Source organism: Enterococcus sp. DIV1279b (assembly GCF_050531515.1).
Taxonomy (GTDB): Bacteria; Bacillota; Bacilli; order Lactobacillales; family Enterococcaceae; genus Enterococcus_D; species Enterococcus_D casseliflavus.
The window spans coordinates 2,711,638-2,728,472 of record NZ_CP172891.1 but is presented as its reverse complement, the minus strand read 5'-3'; the positions used below and the strand labels follow the sequence as shown (position 1 = coordinate 2,728,472).

Annotated in this window: 15 protein-coding genes; all 15 read left to right on the top strand. The window is 41.3% G+C overall.

All coding sequences use genetic code 11. The features are described 5' to 3' along the window. The first annotated feature begins 95 nt into the window (after positions 1–95). A complete protein-coding gene (gene eno / locus IGI71_RS12950; RefSeq protein ID WP_005228686.1) occupies positions 96–1,397 on the top strand; it encodes a surface-displayed alpha-enolase in 1,302 nt (433 codons plus the stop codon). Positions 1,398–1,554: 157 nt separating this feature from the next. Beyond that, positions 1,555–2,610: a hypothetical protein gene (locus IGI71_RS12945; protein WP_231434765.1), complete on the top strand. Its 1,056-nt coding sequence runs from the start codon at positions 1,555–1,557 to the stop codon at positions 2,608–2,610. Between the two features lie 525 nt (positions 2,611–3,135). Further along, on the top strand, positions 3,136–6,423 hold the full coding sequence (locus IGI71_RS12940; protein WP_311902455.1) for a Cna B-type domain-containing protein: 3,288 nt from the start codon (positions 3,136–3,138) through the stop codon (positions 6,421–6,423). Positions 6,424–6,562: 139 nt separating this feature from the next. Next, positions 6,563–7,519 carry an alpha/beta hydrolase gene (locus IGI71_RS12935; protein ID WP_430615778.1) on the top strand — a complete coding sequence of 319 codons (957 nt, stop codon included), beginning with the start codon at positions 6,563–6,565 and terminating at the stop codon, positions 7,517–7,519. A gap of 17 nt (positions 7,520–7,536) precedes the next feature. Further along, entirely contained in the window at positions 7,537–7,809 is a 273-nt protein-coding gene (locus IGI71_RS12930; protein WP_015510184.1) for a GNAT family N-acetyltransferase, read from the top strand. A 155-nt stretch (positions 7,810–7,964) separates the two neighbouring features. Then, positions 7,965–8,201, top strand: a complete 237-nt coding sequence (gene secG, locus IGI71_RS12925) for a preprotein translocase subunit SecG (RefSeq protein WP_005228700.1) — start codon at positions 7,965–7,967, stop codon at positions 8,199–8,201. A 123-nt stretch (positions 8,202–8,324) separates the two neighbouring features. Next, positions 8,325–9,077, top strand: coding sequence for an alpha/beta hydrolase (locus IGI71_RS12920; RefSeq protein ID WP_231434762.1), 753 nt, complete (start codon positions 8,325–8,327; stop codon positions 9,075–9,077). Positions 9,078–9,080: 3 nt separating this feature from the next. Then, positions 9,081–11,441: a ribonuclease R gene (gene rnr, locus IGI71_RS12915; RefSeq protein WP_231434761.1), complete on the top strand. Its 2,361-nt coding sequence runs from the start codon at positions 9,081–9,083 to the stop codon at positions 11,439–11,441. A 15-nt stretch (positions 11,442–11,456) separates the two neighbouring features. Then, positions 11,457–11,915, top strand: a complete 459-nt coding sequence (gene smpB, locus IGI71_RS12910; protein WP_008380870.1) for an SsrA-binding protein SmpB — start codon at positions 11,457–11,459, stop codon at positions 11,913–11,915. A gap of 293 nt (positions 11,916–12,208) precedes the next feature. Further along, the gene (gene atpB, locus IGI71_RS12905) at positions 12,209–12,928 is read left to right on the top strand and encodes a F0F1 ATP synthase subunit A (protein ID WP_008380872.1); all 720 of its coding nucleotides are present in this window, start codon (positions 12,209–12,211) and stop codon (positions 12,926–12,928) included. 32 nt (positions 12,929–12,960) lie between these two features. Further along, positions 12,961–13,173: an ATP synthase F0 subunit C gene (atpE, locus tag IGI71_RS12900; protein WP_005228705.1), complete on the top strand. Its 213-nt coding sequence runs from the start codon at positions 12,961–12,963 to the stop codon at positions 13,171–13,173. A gap of 88 nt (positions 13,174–13,261) precedes the next feature. Further along, positions 13,262–13,786 carry a F0F1 ATP synthase subunit B gene (atpF, locus tag IGI71_RS12895; RefSeq protein WP_005228706.1) on the top strand — a complete coding sequence of 175 codons (525 nt, stop codon included), beginning with the start codon at positions 13,262–13,264 and terminating at the stop codon, positions 13,784–13,786. Continuing rightward, entirely contained in the window at positions 13,773–14,315 is a 543-nt protein-coding gene (locus tag IGI71_RS12890; RefSeq protein ID WP_010749797.1) for a F0F1 ATP synthase subunit delta, read from the top strand. Before atpF ends, IGI71_RS12890 begins: the two co-directional genes overlap by 14 nt. A gap of 23 nt (positions 14,316–14,338) precedes the next feature. Next, positions 14,339–15,895: a F0F1 ATP synthase subunit alpha gene (atpA, locus tag IGI71_RS12885; protein WP_005228708.1), complete on the top strand. Its 1,557-nt coding sequence runs from the start codon at positions 14,339–14,341 to the stop codon at positions 15,893–15,895. Between the two features lie 15 nt (positions 15,896–15,910). Further along, positions 15,911–16,813, top strand: a complete 903-nt coding sequence (locus IGI71_RS12880) for a F0F1 ATP synthase subunit gamma (RefSeq protein WP_010749796.1) — start codon at positions 15,911–15,913, stop codon at positions 16,811–16,813. The last annotated feature ends 22 nt before the right edge of the window (positions 16,814–16,835 follow it).

The window sequence follows — 16,835 nt, the reverse complement described above, 5'->3', positions numbered from 1 at the left end:
TAACATTTGCAGAATCGTGATTTTTTCACTACAATTAAGTTGTTCGCAAGGGGCTTTCCCCTTAAGATAAAACAAACTCAAAGGAGAGACAAAACATGTCAATTATTACTGATGTTTACGCACGCGAAGTCTTAGACTCACGTGGTAACCCAACTATCGAAGTAGAAGTCTACACAGAATCAGGTGCTTTCGGCCGCGGAATGGTTCCTTCAGGAGCTTCAACAGGTGAACACGAAGCAGTTGAATTACGTGATGGCGACAAAGCTCGTTATGGCGGTAAAGGTGTAACGAAAGCAGTTGACAATGTAAATAACATCATTGCAGAAGCTATCATCGGCTACGATGTACGTGACCAAATGGCTATCGATAAAGCAATGATCGCTTTAGACGGAACTCCTAACAAAGGCAAATTAGGCGCAAACGCGATTCTTGGTGTTTCTATCGCTGTTGCTCGTGCAGCTGCTGATTACCTAGAAGTACCTTTATACCACTACTTAGGCGGATTCAATACAAAAGTATTGCCAACTCCTATGATGAACATCGTCAACGGTGGTTCTCACTCTGACGCACCAATCGCTTTCCAAGAATTCATGATCTTGCCTGTAGGCGCACCTACATTCAAAGAAGGCTTACGTTGGGGTACTGAAGTATTCCACGCTTTGAAATCAATCTTGTCTAAACGTGGTTTAGAAACTTCAGTAGGTGACGAAGGTGGTTTCGCTCCTCGTTTTGAAGGAACTGAAGACGGTGTTGAAACAATCTTAGAAGCAATCAAAGCTGCTGGTTTAGAACCAGGTAAAGATGTATACCTAGGATTTGACTGTGCATCATCAGAATTCTACGAAAACGGTGTTTACGACTACTCTAAATTTGAAGGCGAAAACGGCGTAAAACGTACTGCTGCTGAACAAGTTGACTACTTAGAAGAATTAGTTAACAAATACCCAATCATCACTATCGAAGACGGTATGGATGAAAACGACTGGGATGGTTGGAAACTATTAACTGAACGCTTAGGCGACAAAGTTCAATTAGTAGGGGATGACTTGTTCGTTACAAATACTGAAATCCTTGAAAAAGGAATCAAAAACGGTATCGGTAACTCAATCCTGATCAAAGTTAACCAAATCGGTACATTGACGGAAACATTCAATGCTATCGAAATGGCGAAAGAAGCTGGTTACACTGCAGTCGTTTCTCACCGTTCAGGTGAAACAGAAGATTCAACAATCTCTGATATCGCAGTTGCAACAAACGCTGGCCAAATCAAAACTGGTTCTCTTTCACGTACTGACCGTATTGCAAAATACAACCAATTACTACGTATCGAAGACCAACTTGGTGAAGTTGCTGAATACAAAGGCTTGCAAGCTTTCTACAACTTAAAAAATAAATAATTTTAGTTTGATCAAACATTTTCGTTTGACTGTACTGAAATTATGGTAGAGTCCCCCCATGTGTAATTGACATGGGGGGACTTTTTTACGAGTTTTATCGGTATGCTAATTGTATGATAGACTATAGGAAAACTTAGTATTTTAGGAGAGAACGCTGATGAAAAAATTGTACATAAATAATGTAGTATCAAAGGAAGTAGAACATATTGTTTCGGCTGCAGGAATTATTGACCTATTTCCAAAAGAAGTGATCCTCCAGTATAATTGGCTGATTACCGATTATTCAGGTGACATAAGTATTTTGCATTCGATTGAAAAGAAGAAAAATGGAAAGTCGCTTATTTGGCTGAGCGGCCATAATTTATTGGATGCAATCAAAGATACTTATCTTTATGAAGGGGTGCTAACTGGTTTTTTACCCAGCATTTCTTTGGATGATCTTTTGATCTTTGATTCTTATCCTGAGTGGGAAGGCTGGAATCGTGATGTAGATCTTCCGTACATTCAGCATACATTAGGCAGCTTAGAATTAATCATTGATGATGGTAGCTCATATTCTGTCGTTACAGACGATACAGATCTATTGGTATATATAGAAAAGCATTGTAAGGATATAGCTGTGTCTGATTCATGTGATGAAAGACCAGACAGATCGTTTGGCGATCTTTATAGTCAACAGTTGCTACCCACAACTGTTGGCAACTGGTGGTTAACCTTTAACGGGGAGCCGATTTCTTTTAAAGTAATCGATGGTCATAGCAATTTTTCGAGTGACTACGGTGAAAGTCATCCAGATTGGGTCAACGAAATAATCGGTCGCTTTATCTTATTGCCTAATTTAAAAATGATCAAAAGGAAGGGAAAACTTGAGATAAAAACGAATCTTCCTCGACACTCTTTCCGTGATTTTGAAATCGTTAGTGGGCAAAGATACTATGGCGCGCAATATTTGTTAAAAAAATCTGCCAATAACCTTAATTTTGCTGTAACTCAATATTATGACGATGAGTGTTTCCTGAAAAAATCCGGGGGTGTATATCAACTTGACAGATCTGACTCGGGATTCCCAGCTTATTATATTGAGGGGAATCAAAGTCCAGCTGATTTAAGATTTTGTTTGTCATGGGGTGCATTGGCTACTGCAGATTCTTTGTCCTTGGATGTGGCTTGTGACTTTGATCAAGAGGAGATTGTTCAAACTTTTAGTAATTAAAAGTGAATGAAAGCTATATAGAAAAAATCTGTTTCTAGTAGATGAACAAGGAACAGTTTTTTTCTATAGAATGTAAGTTGAAAAGTTAAGAGAACTTATTAATAGAGGGGAAATAACAATAAGATTTTAAAGAATCTGCTAAAATTTTTGTAACCAAAAATGAAAATAATATGATTATTTATGAAAATTTTCATTTTCAGTTTACAATTATTTTTTTTTGACAAGTGAAATTTTAGCGAGTAGCCAATCACTCTTGGTGTTTAAGAGTTTTCAATGAAAGAACTTTTATCACAAACAAAAGATTCTTTCTGGATTTTGAGTATTTATCATGAAAAAAATATTCTATTGTTTTTCAAACAAAAGAAATCCTATTTCATTTTCACAAATTTCCTTGAGAGCAGGACCCATTTTTCGGTTTTTGCTCTCATTTTTCTCACAGAATCAAAATTTGGGTCATTTTGCATTTTCTCTTTTTTCCGATTAGGATAATCACCTGAGTAAAATTTGTTGTTTGGAGGAAGAGAAATGTGTACTTATGTGAAAAAAATAGCTTACCCAATGTTCATGCTGTCCTTACTTATGTTATCCTATTTGGCGCCTTTATTATCAGTCATCACAGCCAATGCAGACACCGAGGAGAATCCTAAAACAATCCTATTTCAAAATGAAAAAGGAACAGCGCAAGTGACCTCATCACCAAATCCTACGACAGGAGAAATCACTTGGACGATCGAGGTAGAAAAGAATCAGCAATCTGCTGCTAATCAACTGGCATTCAGCTTGAGTGAAGGAGAACGAACGGTTCTGCCAGAATCAATCCAAAGCAACGGCACGCCATTTACATATGATCCGCAAAGACAGCAGCTGATGGAAGAAAGTACTAGCAGCTCCTTTAGCCAAATGACGCTAACGTTTCAAACAAAAGCTCTTGAAACATTGACAATCAAATCCGCATTTCTTCAAGCAGAGGAAGAAAATGGACAAGTGAAAGAAGACATTATCAACACAACAGATGTAGCAGTTGTTCTACCTGACAATCAATCCACAGAAGCAACGAGTGCCGAAGCAGTGCTTGCTGACAGTCAGGAACAAACAGAAGCTTCCGAAAAACAGCCTGCAACAAAAAGCAGCGAACCACAACCACAAGCAGAGTCAACTACCGCATCAACAGCAATAGAATCAACGACTGATACACAAGTAAGTGCGCCATCAGCTGTACAACTATCAAGTGGCGGCAGCTTTAAAAATGATGTGCCAGAAGTTGATGACGCACTTCTAGGAGAAGCCCAATATTTTCATATTTTTGCTAACCATGCGACGCTAAATACCCACACGAACGGAAACTTAGCAGTGGGAGAACTAAATGGAAATGTCAATTTTGGAACCAGTATTCAGGATGGTTCGTTGGCAACAGAAATCAATTATATTCAAAAGGTCAATACGATCGCAAATTCTTCTTTTGTGTCAGGAACTGATAGCAGAAAAAACAAAGTTGTCTTTGGCCCATCAGTCACAGTAGATTTAGCAGATCAAAATCAACAACCTGCCGTTTTTGTAAATGGACAGAGAATGGATCACTTGAAAACTTCCGAAGTTTTCCAAGATCAATCTGCAAGTGAACCGTATATAGATTTTAAAAAGGTATTTTCAACGTTACAGGCGACGTCAGAAAGGCTAGGAGCCTATCCGCAAACACCCGGTGTAACCAAAGATTTTACTGATAATAATCAGCGGGTCATTAATACCGCCCGTGCTGAAAATGATACGCAAGAGGTGGTGTTGACCTTAACGGATGAACAAGGAAACCCGCTTGATGACGGTGTCTACGAACTTCAAAATAAAAAGACACATAAAGAGGTTGATGAAGAGGTCACAAATGATGATGGACAAGTAATCGAAACGGATCTTCCAGAAGGGGACTATTCCTTTGTTGAAACAGAAGCGCCAGACGGTTATCTAATCGACAAGAAACCAATTTCCTTTTCGGCAGACACTATTGATGAGGAAGATCAAAAGGTAGTCGTTACTCTTTCAAAAACAGAGTTAGAAAAAGATACACCCATTACCATCAAAGGGCTAACAAAAGGCACGTCTCCTGTACTCATCAATGTGGATACTGAAGGAGCAAGTACCGTTAATATCAAGTCGCAAATCAAACTAGAATATACAGATGGTACGACGCGCAATAGTCATGAAACAGAAGATTTTGATGATGCCGTTATCCTATGGAATTTTATTAATCAGCCAGAAAATCAAATGCTTTCGATTAATAGTCCCTTCCAAGGAACGATTTTGGCTGTTGGTGATACAGTTGATGTCCATCAAAATGTTGACGGTAGTATCATTGCTGATACGGTATTGGTCAATGCGGAAACCCACCGCTGGGATCTTCAAGCCAATGAAACGGTTGTACCGATAATCAAACTAGCTGCAATGAATCACCTGCTGTCTCTTGATACAACGACAATCAGCGGAACCAAAACGTGGGACGATTATGACAACAAATTTAATACCCGTCCGACAAGCATTACGGTTCAATTACTGCAAAACGGTGAAGTGTTCCAAACAAAAATGGTTACCCCAAATAAAGAGGGGGAATGGCATTATGAATTTACCGATCTACCAACAACCGACGAATCTGGTCAGACCTATGACTACGCAATTCAAGAAACACCCGTTGAAGGATACACCACCAAAGTAAATGGCTATGACCTAATCAACACCTACCGTAATACCGAAACGACAGAAGTATCAGGAACAAAGACATGGAATGACTACGACAACAAGTACAATACCCGTCCTGAAAGCATCACTGTCAAACTGATACAAAATGATAAGGAAATCGACAAGCAAGTCGTAAAAGCAGATAAAGATGGGAACTGGACCTATCGCTTTGACAATCTGCCTAAATACGATGCCGTAGGAGAAGCCTACACTTACACGATCCAAAAAGAAAATGTTCCAGAATACACCACCAAAGTAAATGGCTATGACCTAGTCAACACCTACCGCAATACTGAAACGACAGAAGTATCGGGAAAAAAGACATGGAATGACTATGACAATAAGTTCAATACCCGTCCTGAAAGCATCACTGTCAAACTGATACAAAATGATAAGGAAATCGACAAGCAAGTCGTAAAATCAGATAACCACGGCAACTGGACTTATCGCTTTGATAAGCTGCCAAAATACGACGCCGAAGGAAAAGCATATACTTACAAGATCCAAGAAGAAAATGTTCCAGGATACACCAGTGAAATCAACGGTTATGATCTAGTCAATACGTACCGCAATACGGAAACAACAACAGTTTCAGGTACGAAAACATGGAATGATAACAACAATCAGCTCAATATCCGACCAGAAAGTATTACTGTCGAATTAATGCAAAACGGTAAAGAGATCGACAATCAAATCGTAAAAGCAGATAAAGAAGGCAACTGGACCTATCGCTTTGATAAGCTGCCAAAATACGATGCCGAAGGAAAAGCCTATACCTACACGATCCAAGAAGTAAAAGTTCCAGATTACACCACCAAAATAAATGGCTATAACTTAGTCAACACTTATACAGGGCCAGAGACACCGAAAACCCCGAGTGATCCTAAAAAGCCGCAGGTCCCGTTATCACCTAAAAAGCCAGATACATCTAAACAACCGGAAGATGACAACAAGAATGACGCAAACCATGCGACTACTGAAAAACGATTGCCTAAGACAAACGAGCGCTCTTCTTATGTGTGGAGTATCCTTGGAAGTATTTTACTCGTTACAAGCGTTGGGATACTTTATCGACGAAAACATAGTTAACCAATCAAAACTTTGTCCTGCTTCTCTGCTAGAAGTCAGGGCAAAGTTTTTTTAAAAGTATAGGACTTAATTAAGACATGCGACAAAACTTTGGCTGAAATCCATTGTAAATGGTAAACTAAAATTAAGGGGGGATCCTATGGTTTGGCTATTGCTACTACTGCTTATTTTTGGTTTTTTGGTGTACTATGTATATCGCACGTCTGTTTTGAAAAAGGGCGTACGCTATTTTGTTTCGGCGATCATTATGCGAAACAATGAATGGTATGAAAAAGAAGGCAGAAAGAAACTGGGGATTCCATACAAAGAGCGGATCGCAACAAAGAGTTCGGCTTTTTGGGCACAAGGTTCGGAATGTACGGTAACGACCGCCGATGATCTGATCCTAACAGCGAAAGTCTTTGATCAGTGTGCAAAAACGTGGGTGATCTGCTTGCATGGGTATCGCAGTGATGGGCAAGCAGATTGTCAAGATGCGGCCGAGAAATTCTGGTCTGCTGGTTACAATGTTTTAGTTCCTGATTTGCGTGGACATGGCCGCAGTGAAGGCAAAGAGATCGGTTTAGGGTGGCTAGATCGGATGGATCTGCTTTTGTGGATCGATAAGATTTTGGAAAAAGACCCACAAACACAAATCTTCCTCTATGGTTTAGGAATGGGGGCTGCGACCTTGCTGCTGGCTAGCGGAGAAGTCATGCCGGTACAAGTGGCTGGGTTGATCTCAGACAGCAGCTATACGTCTGTTTACAGTGCGATCCGATCAAGCTTGCCGCAATTTTCTCGGTTACCGATCAAACGCTTTTTGCGCTTAGCGAATCGCTATAGCAAACAATTAGTCGGTTATCCCTTCTTGCAGATCTCGGTGACCCGACAAGTCGGCAGCAACCATTTACCTGTGCTGTTTTTACAAGGAGAAAAAGATTCGTTTCTTTCGGAAAAAGAGATCAATACCTTAATGGAAGCAACGGCTGGACCGAAACAAAAAGTCCTCTTTGCGAATATGGGACATTTACAGGCAATTAAAGATGCACCAGAATATTGGCCAACCGTTTTGCAATTCATTGAGAATATCAAACAAAATACAGACATCGTCTGATAGAAAGGAAGAAAGCAATGGAAATCAAAGAAGAAAATAAACGTTTTGCTTTGTATGATGGAGAAAAAGAGGTGGGAGAAATCACATGGCAAGAAACGCCAGATGATGTTCTAGAAGTAGACCACACCTTCGTTAATCCTGATTATCGCGGCCAGCAATTGGCGCAAAAATTACTCAAAGCGGTTGTTGAAAAAGCAAGACGGGAAGAGAAAAAAATTATGCCTGTCTGCTCCTTTGCGGTCAAAGAGTTCAAAGAAAAACCAGAATACGATGACGTACTCGTTCGCTGATTTGAACGAAAGTGATTTATGAGAAAAAGGCTGTCAGAAAGGACAGTCTTTTTTTAAACCGTCCTGCAACGGTCAATGACAAAAAGAGAGTAGTAATTTCCAGCGGAAAATGCTAAAATGGAAAGGACGACTTTAGCAAGCAAGGAGGAGCTAACGTGTATAACATCTTATTAACTGCTGTGATCGTTATTTCGATTTTAATGGTCATTACGATCATGATGCAGCCTAGCAAGCAAAATAGTGCAGCTAGTGCCTTTACTGGCGGTGCAGATCAATTGTTTGGTAAGCAAAAAGCCCGTGGATTTGAAGCGGTGATGCAGCGTTCAACGGCCATTTTAGGTTTTGTTTGGATGGTCTTGCTCTTTATTTTGGCTTTTCTTTCATCAAACTAATCACTTTGTTAGCGAACCTCTCGTAAAGAGAGGTTTTTTTCTTTTTAACGGGAAGATTTTGATCGCATTTGTCGAAGTATTCTTGCTAACTATGGTAGAATTGGACGTGAGGTGAAAGGAAACATGAAAACATTTAATCAACCAAAACCGGTTTTTGCTGAACACGGCAAACGAGCGGTCATTTTGTTCCATGCCTATTCAGGCAGTCCTAACGATGTGCGCATGCTTTGTCGTTCGTTAGAACAAAAAGACTACACGGTTTATACACCGATGTTTACTGGACATGGTACACCGAATCCAGATGATATCTTAAATCAAGGAATGACTGTTTGGCAGCAGGATGCTGCGGATGCAGTTGCTTATGTGAAAGAAAAAGGCTATGAGGAAGTTGCCGTTCTTGGACTTTCGATGGGTGGGATTTTAGCGATGGATCGTTTGACGCAAGACCCAACATTGATGGGCGGCGGTCTTTTTTGCTCACCGTTATTTGAAACCAAGAACGAAGTACCAGTCAATTTTGAAAAGTATGCTGAAATGGTCATACCCTACGCTGATTTAGATGAGGCGACCCAAAAAGAAATATTGGCAGAAGTCCCTCGCAAGGTCAGAGAACAACTGCAAGAAATCGAAACAGTCGGACAAACCACAGCCGAGCATTTAGGAAAAATCGAGCGCCCAATCTTCCTGGCGCAAGCAGGAAGGGACCAAATGATCGATCCACAGACGGTTTTCAAAACCGCAGCGGCATTGTCCCATGTTCCCTATACGCTTCAATGGTATCCTCAAAGTGGTCATGTGGTGACAGTTGGACCAGAACGGAAAAAATTAGAGCAGGATGTGTTTGCTTTCTTAGAAACACTTGCTTGGAAAGAGTGAGTTATGACAGAAACGATTAAAACAAAAATTATTCAGTTTCTCGAAGAAAGCCGTAAAAAAAGTTTTTCAATGGAAGAAATTGCTGAAGGTCTAGGACTTCAAAAAAGTACAGACTTTAAGAATCTTGTCCAGACAGTAGCGGCGATGGAACGAGAAGGCAGTGTGATTTTTAACAAAAAAGGCAAAGTGAAATTACCAATGAAACGAGTGTTTGTGGAAGGAACCTTCCGTGCCAACGAGCGGGGCTTCGGCTTTGTCACGTTGGATGAAGAAGAAGACGATATTTATATCCCTAAAGAAGCAACAGGCTATGCCATGGACGGCGATACCGTTGCTGTAGACATCGTGCATGTTGCCGATCCTTTTTCAGATCGCGGCGCAGAGGGAAAGGTCGTAGAAATCAAGCAACGCGCCATCAGTCAGTTGGTCGGCGAGTTTACATTATTTGACGAAAAAGAGATCGAAGAATCGGATCTATATGGCGTTGTTCAACCTAAAGATAAAAAACTAAGCGATTTAAAGGTGTTTATCGGCGCCCAAGGAATTCGTCCAGTAGACGGCAGCATCGTGATCGTTGAGATCAGCCATTATCCAGAAAAAGGCTATTCGAAAAGCTTAGAGGGGTTGATCACAAAAGTTGTGGGGCATAAAAACGATCCTGGAATGGATATTTTATCGATCGTCGTGGCGAATGGGATTCCCACAAAATTTGAGGAAGAAACCTTGGCAGCGGCAGATGCAGTACCCGATACGATCGATCCTGCTGACTTTCCAGAACGACGGGATTTGCGAGATCAACAGATCGTAACGATCGATGGAGCGGATGCCAAAGATTTGGATGATGCGGTGACGGTAAAAGCATTGCCTGACGGCAGCTTCTATTTGGGCGTGCATATCGCAGATGTTTCTTATTATGTGACAGAAAACAGTGCGTTGGACAAAGAAGCTTTTGAGCGGGGAACGAGTGTCTATCTAACGGATCGAGTGATCCCGATGATCCCACAACGTTTATCAAACGGGATCTGTTCGTTGAATCCGAATGTCCCAAGGTTGGCCATGAGCTGTGAAATGTGGATCAACCAAGAGGGGATCGTCACGGATTACAATATTTTCCAAAGTATTATTCAAACAAGTGCCCGCATGACTTATCAGGCAGTCAATCAAATTATTGAAGACAATGATCCAGAAACCAGCAAAGAATATGCGAAACTAGTACCGATGTTCCATGATATGGCCGCCTTGCACCACGTGTTAGAAACGATGCGGATCAGACGTGGGGCGGTTTCTTTTGAAGACCGCGAAGCGAAAGTCTTGGTCGATGGAGAAGGACACCCGCAAGAAATCGTTCTGCGAGAACGTGGCGTCGGCGAACGATTGATCGAGTCCTTCATGTTGGCAGCCAATGAAACCGTGGCGCGCCATTTCAATCGGAAGCATTTACCATTTATTTATCGGATCCATGAGGAACCAAAAGAAGAGAAAATGCGTCGCTTCTTTGATTTTGCTTCTGCTTTAGGGATTGTAGTCAAACAAACCAACGGCTCGATCTCACCAAAACAACTGCAAAAAGTGGTTGAAGATGTCGCAGATAAGCCAGAGGCAATGGTTGTCAATACGATGCTGCTCAGAAGTATGCAGCAAGCGAAGTATTCAGAAGAAAACGTCGGCCACTATGGTTTGGCAGCGGAAGATTATACCCACTTCACGTCACCGATCCGTCGGTACCCCGACTTGATCGTGCATCGCTTGATTCGTTCTTACAGTGAAGATGTCTCTGAAGCCAACCAAAACAAATGGGCTGAAATCTTGCCTGACATCGCAATGCACAGCTCCCAAATGGAACGACGAGCAGTCGATGCAGAAAGAGAAGTCGATGCGCTTAAAAAAGCTGAGTATATGGCCGATAAAGTAGGAGAAGAGTTTGACGGTATCATCAGTTCCGTCGTTAAGTTTGGCTTGTTTATTGAATTGCCTAACACGATTGAAGGGCTGATCCATATCAATAATCTGAAGCAAGATTACTTCCATTATTTGGAAAACCATCTGGCACTTGTAGGTGAACGGACAGGCTTGACCTTTAAAATTGGTCAAAAAGTTCGTATCAAAGTCGTGAAAGCTGATCCTGAAACAAGAGAGATCGATTTCGAATTGGTAGCAGCAGAAGAAGTCGAAAAACTGCAAGCACCAAAAGCCAACAAACGAAACAACCATCAAAAAAATGAAGCGAACCGTCGCGGGAAAAAACAACACAACCCTGAGAAAAAACAAGGGAAACGCTTTGAACAAACCGGTAAAGGCAAGTCAAAGAAAGCTGGCAAAGTGAAAAAGAAAAAACCTTTTTACAAAGGAATCAAGAAAAAATAATTGGAGGGATGGCCCGTGCCTAAAGGAGAAGGGAAATTAATCGCCCAAAACAAAAAGGCCCGCCATGATTACACGATCCTCGATACGATCGAAGCGGGGATCGTCTTACAGGGAACAGAGATCAAAGCGATCCGTAACAGTCGGATCAATTTGAAAGACGGCTTTGTACGCATTCGCAATGGTGAGGCATTCTTAGTCAATGTGCATATCAGCCCATACGAGCAAGGAAACATTTTTAATCATGATCCACTACGGACAAGAAAACTGTTACTGCATAAAAAGCAGATTGCTCGTCTGATTGGCGAAACAAAAAATACAGGCATGACGATCGTTCCGTTAAAGGTGTATATCAAGGATGGTTATGCCAAAGTTTTGATTGGTTTAGCGAAAGGAAAACGCGAATATGACAAGCGGGAATCCTTGAAACGCAAAGATCAAGAAAGACAAATTGACCGAGTTCTTAGAAATTTCTAATTTTCTAAGAACTTCTTTTAGAATCCGATAGAGGTTATTGCTTTGAAAATCGCGCTAAATTTGGTAGCATTTAAGGGAAAGCTGTTGATATAACAGGCTTTTTCTTCCACATAGCGACACGGGAATTTTTCATTTAATTTAGGATTTTTGGCATTGTGAGTTTTTTGTCTAATTTTCTTGAAAATGCTTTGAAATTTTCCATTCGTGGTGGTATGATACCGATTGTTATGAGAGGAAACGCATTGTAACACCAGATTTTTTTCTGGAGATGACAGGAAAAGAGGTGAGAAAGATTGGAAGATAAATCGCTTATGTTTCATATCGGTCCTATATGGTTTGATGGAACTGTAGCTATGATGACAATCATTTCTTGTATTATTGTTTTTTTGGTGGTCTTTATTTGTACACGTAATCTGCAAATGAAACCGAAAGGGAAGCAGAACTTCATTGAATGGGTCATTGACTTTGTTCGCGGTATCGTAGCGGACAATCTACCAGGATCTCAAGTGAACAACTTTCATTTGCTCGGTGTAACAATGTTTCTTTTTGTGTTTGTGGCAAATGAGATCGGGTTAGTCACAAAAATCGTGACGACAGATGACATTACCTTATGGAAAAGTCCGACAGCAGACCCGTTTGTTACACTGACACTCGCACTTATGGTTATTTCCTTGACACATTTCTTTGGGATCAAGTCGTTGGGCTTCAAAAATTACTTGATCAATTCGTACTTGAAACCGGTGGGGTTCTTATTACCGCTAAAAATCATCGAAGAATTTACGAATGTCATCACGTTAGGCTTGCGTTTATATGGAAATATATTCGCGGGGGAAGTGTTATTAGGATTGATTGCCAACATGTTTATTAGTCTTGGTTGGTGGTCATTACCGATCGTGATGCCGCTAGAAATGATCTGGATTGGCTTCTCACTCTTTATTGGAGCGATCCAAGCTTATGTATTTGTTACATTGACCATGGTATTTATGAGCCACAAAATCGTGGCAGAACATTAATCGAATCGACATACAATTAGGAGGAAAAAAGAATGAACTTTATTGGAGCAGGATTAGCAATTATCGGAGCAGCAATTGGTGCAGGGTATGGTAACGGACAAGTAATCGCAAAAACGATCGAATCAATGGCACGCCAACCTGAAATGTCAGGTCAACTACGTTCAACAATGTTTATCGGGGTCGCGTTAGTCGAAGCTGTACCGATTCTAGGGGTAGTTATCGCGCTGCTATTAGTCTTCCGATAAGACAAGCACGAAAAGGCAGAAACGAACAATTGCACTCGTTTTTGCTTTTTTCTAATGAAACAATGACTTTCAGAAAGGAAGAATCGTTATGCTAAATCAGTTGGTTATAGCGGAAGTTCAAAATCCAATGCTTGGCAATATTATCGTTGTCAGCGGATCAATTCTTCTTTTGCTATTCTTATTGAAACATTTTGCATGGGATGCCATCAGCAGCATGATGCAAAAACGGGAAGATAAAATCGCCAATGATTTGGATTCAGCGGAACAATCACGCTTGAATGCAGCAAAATTAGAAAAAGAACGCCAAGAAAAATTGGCACGTTCTCATTCTGAAGCTGCGGAGATCATCAAGAGCGCCAAAGATAGCGGGGAATTGAGTCGACAAAATATTTTGAGCGAGACCAAAGAAGAAGTGGCTCGTTTGAAAGAAAAAGCAAACTCAGATATCACCCTTGAAAAAGAAACTGCGTTAAAAGAAGTGAAAGATGATGTTGCAGAACTTTCGCTTCAAATCGCAGAAAAAATCTTAGGACGCGAATTGACTCCCGAAAATCATGAATCCCTAATCAATCAATATATCGAAGGATTGGGTTCAGTTAATGAAACTCGATAAATTCACAGTGGGAAAACGCTATGGAAAAGCCTTGTTCGAATTGGCGATGGAAGAACAGCGCTTGACAGAAGTTTACCAAGAATTAATGACCTTGCGTCAGATTTATCAGGAGATTCCAACATTCGGTCAGATCGTGACGGATAACCGCTTGGATCTCCATGAAAAAAGACAATTAGTCGATCAATTGCTGAAGGGCTTTGAAGGCTTGGTCAGAAATTTCTTAGAGATCGTTTATGAATATGATCGCATGGATGATCTATTGCTGATCATTGATGAATACGAACGTCGTTACGATGAATATCAAGGTCTTGTTCTCGGAACGATCACAACGGCTGTTGCTTTGTCAGCAGAACAAAAAAGCAAAATCGAAAAGCAAATCGCCGATAAGCTTGGGTACAAGCAGGCACAATTGAAAGAAACGGTCGATCCAACGATTTTAGGCGGAGTCATCGTTGAAGCAAATCATCAAGTGATCGACGGTAGTATTAAGAGCCAACTGGATTATCTGCGACAAAAAATCGGCAGATAAACAAGAGATAAGAGGTGAATCGGATGGCCATCAAAGCAGAAGAAATTAGTGCCTTGATCAAAGAGCAAATTAAAAATTATCAGAACGAACTTTCTGTAGAAGAAATCGGTACTGTCACATATGTTGGGGACGGGATCGCCCGCGCCCACGGTTTAGAAAATGCCATGAGTGGAGAATTGCTTGAGTTTTCAAACGGTTCTTATGGGATGGCACAAAACTTAGAATCAAACGACGTCGGGATCATCATCCTAGGTGATTTTGAAACCATTCGTGAAGGAGACAAAGTAAAACGAACCGGTAAAATCATGGAAGTTCCTGTCGGCGATGCATTAATTGGCCGGGTAGTGAATCCATTAGGGCAACCGATCGATGGCTTAGGTCCGATCGAAACAGACAAATCACGCCCAGTTGAAGCAGCCGCACCAGGTGTAATGCAACGGAAATCCGTATCGGAACCAATGCAAACAGGGTTGAAAGCTATTGATGCTTTAGTGCCAATCGGACGTGGCCAACGGGAATTAGTCATCGGTGACCGGAAAACCGGGAAAACAACGATTGCGATCGATGCGATCATCAACCAAAAAGGGCAAGACATGATCTGTATCTATGTCGCTATTGGCCAAAAAGACTCAACGGTTCGTGCACAAGTAGAAACATTACGCCGTTACGGTGCACTTGATTACACGATCGTTGTTTCAGCAGGTGCTTCACAACCAGCACCATTGCTTTACATCGCGCCTTATGCCGGGGCAGCAATGGGGGAAGAATTCATGTATAACGGCAAACATGTTTTGATCGTCTTTGATGACTTATCAAAACAAGCAGTCGCTTACCGTGAACTTTCTCTACTTCTACGCCGTCCGCCAGGTCGTGAAGCATACCCAGGGGATGTCTTCTACTTGCACTCTCGTTTATTGGAACGTGCAGCGAAATTAAGTGATGAACTAGGTGGCGGATCAATGACGGCACTGCCGTTCGTTGAAACGCAAGCGGGGGATATCTCAGCCTATATCCCAACCAACGTGATTTCTATCACAGATGGACAAATTTTCTTAGAAAATGACCTGTTCTATTCAGGTGTGCGTCCTGCCGTAGCGGCTGGATTGTCCGTTTCACGGGTTGGTGGTTCTGCACAGATCAAAGCGATGAAGAAAGTTGCTGGAACCTTGCGTTTGGACTTGGCAAGTTACCGCGAACTAGAAGCCTTCACACAATTTGGGTCTGATCTAGATGCTGCGACACAAGCCAAATTAAACCGCGGTCGTCGCACCGTTGAAATCTTAAAGCAAAAACTACATGAACCATTGGCAGTCGAAAAACAAGTCGTGATTCTTTATGCGTTGACGCATGGATTCATTGATAGTGTACCTGTCAATAAACTATTGGACTTTGAAGCAGAATTATTTGAGTATATCGAAGCAAACGCAGCAACGATTTTTGAAACCATTCGGACAACGAAAGACTTGCCAGAAGAAAGCTTGTTAGATGACACCATTAAAGCATTCAAAGATATTTTCATGGCATCCAACAGTTCTCGGGTGACACCGCAAGATAAAATATCGACAATGCAAAACGCATAAAAGAGGTGAGAGAAAATGGCTGCTTCATTAAATGAAATCAAGCAACGAATTGCCTCAACAAAGAAAACCAGCCAAATCACAAAGGCCATGCAAATGGTTTCAGCTGCAAAATTAACAAAATCTGAAGCTCATTCGAAACAGTTTCAAGTGTATGCCAACAAAGTACGTGAAATCGTTACGCATTTGACTGCGCAGCAGCTTTCCGATCTTGCAGGTTCTGGTCCTAAAGATGGTGTGAACTATAACAGTATGTTGGTTAGTCGCCCGGTCAAACGCACAGGCTATATCGTCATCACTTCTGATGGCGGTCTAGTGGGCGGCTATAATAGTTCCATCTTAAAACAAATGATGGCCATGCTGGATGAAGACCATGCAAAAGAAGAAGAGTATGTCATGATTGCCATTGGTGCAACTGGCGCTGACTTTTTCAAAGCACGGGGCATCAATTTGGCGTACGAGTTAAGAAACCTTTCGGATCAACCAAGCTTTGATGAGGTACGTAAAATCGTAACATTGGCAACCACGATGTACCAAAACGAAGTCTTCGATGAATTATATGTGTGTTATAACCATCACATCAATTCATTGACTAGCCAATTTCGTGTGGAGAAAATGTTGCCGATATCCGATTTAGATCCTGAAGAAGCCGAAAGTTATGAACAAGAATACTTGTTTGAACCTTCCAGAGAAGCGATTTTGAATCAATTACTGCCTCAATACGCTGAAAGCTTGATTTATGGTGCGATTGTTGACGCAAAAACAGCCGAGCATGCTGCCGGAATGACAGCGATGAAAACAGCAACAGATAATGCCAAAAATATTATTGGGGACTTGACGATCTCATACAACCGAGCGCGCCAAGGAGCGATCACCCAAGAAATTACTGAAATTGTGGCGGGGGCATCCGCGTTAGAATAGTTTCAAGAACGAATGGAGGAAT

Excerpts from the sequence above, each read along its gene's own strand:
- eno (WP_005228686.1), top strand. The coding sequence starts at position 96 with ATGTCAATTATTACTGATGTTTACGCACGCGAAGTCTTAGACTCACGT.
- IGI71_RS12945 (WP_231434765.1), top strand. The coding sequence starts at position 1,555 with ATGAAAAAATTGTACATAAATAATGTAGTATCAAAGGAAGTAGAACAT.
- IGI71_RS12940 (WP_311902455.1), top strand. The coding sequence starts at position 3,136 with ATGTGTACTTATGTGAAAAAAATAGCTTACCCAATGTTCATGCTGTCC.
- IGI71_RS12935 (WP_430615778.1), top strand. The coding sequence starts at position 6,563 with ATGGTTTGGCTATTGCTACTACTGCTTATTTTTGGTTTTTTGGTGTAC.
- IGI71_RS12930 (WP_015510184.1), top strand. The coding sequence starts at position 7,537 with ATGGAAATCAAAGAAGAAAATAAACGTTTTGCTTTGTATGATGGAGAA.
- IGI71_RS12920 (WP_231434762.1), top strand. The coding sequence starts at position 8,325 with ATGAAAACATTTAATCAACCAAAACCGGTTTTTGCTGAACACGGCAAA.
- rnr (WP_231434761.1), top strand. The coding sequence starts at position 9,081 with ATGACAGAAACGATTAAAACAAAAATTATTCAGTTTCTCGAAGAAAGC.
- atpE (WP_005228705.1), top strand. The coding sequence starts at position 12,961 with ATGAACTTTATTGGAGCAGGATTAGCAATTATCGGAGCAGCAATTGGT.
- atpF (WP_005228706.1), top strand. The coding sequence starts at position 13,262 with ATGCTAAATCAGTTGGTTATAGCGGAAGTTCAAAATCCAATGCTTGGC.
- IGI71_RS12890 (WP_010749797.1), top strand. The coding sequence starts at position 13,773 with ATGAAACTCGATAAATTCACAGTGGGAAAACGCTATGGAAAAGCCTTG.
- atpA (WP_005228708.1), top strand. The coding sequence starts at position 14,339 with ATGGCCATCAAAGCAGAAGAAATTAGTGCCTTGATCAAAGAGCAAATT.
- IGI71_RS12880 (WP_010749796.1), top strand. The coding sequence starts at position 15,911 with ATGGCTGCTTCATTAAATGAAATCAAGCAACGAATTGCCTCAACAAAG.